At 42.1% G+C, this 252-nt stretch carries 1 protein-coding gene; it reads right to left on the reverse strand.

The annotated features are described in order from the left end of the window. Positions 1-252, reverse strand: a 252-nt coding sequence (locus QCD70_RS19075; protein ID WP_301219216.1) for a hypothetical protein, incomplete at both ends; no start/stop codon positions are given.

Consider the following 252-nt stretch of genomic DNA (forward strand, 5'->3'; position numbering starts at 1 on the left):
GTGGAGGAGGGACAATTTGTGGTTCAGAGTTTGGATTGGAGGAGTGATCAGAAGTGTGTTGATCAATGTCAGACAACACTTTGTCAATTGCTGATGTTGTTGAGATTGTTGGTTTGGTATGTTTGGTTCTGGGTCTTCTGAGTTTTAATGCCTCAGAAGGGTCATCTTCTGGTTTAGTTTCATCTATTGTTGGGATGGGGATTGAGATTCTATGAGAGGTTGGAGGTGGAATAGATGCTGGAATAGTAGAAG

Origin of the sequence: Agreia sp. PsM10 (genome assembly GCF_030433855.1) — a bacterium.
GTDB lineage: Bacteria > Actinomycetota > Actinomycetes > Actinomycetales > Microbacteriaceae > Agreia.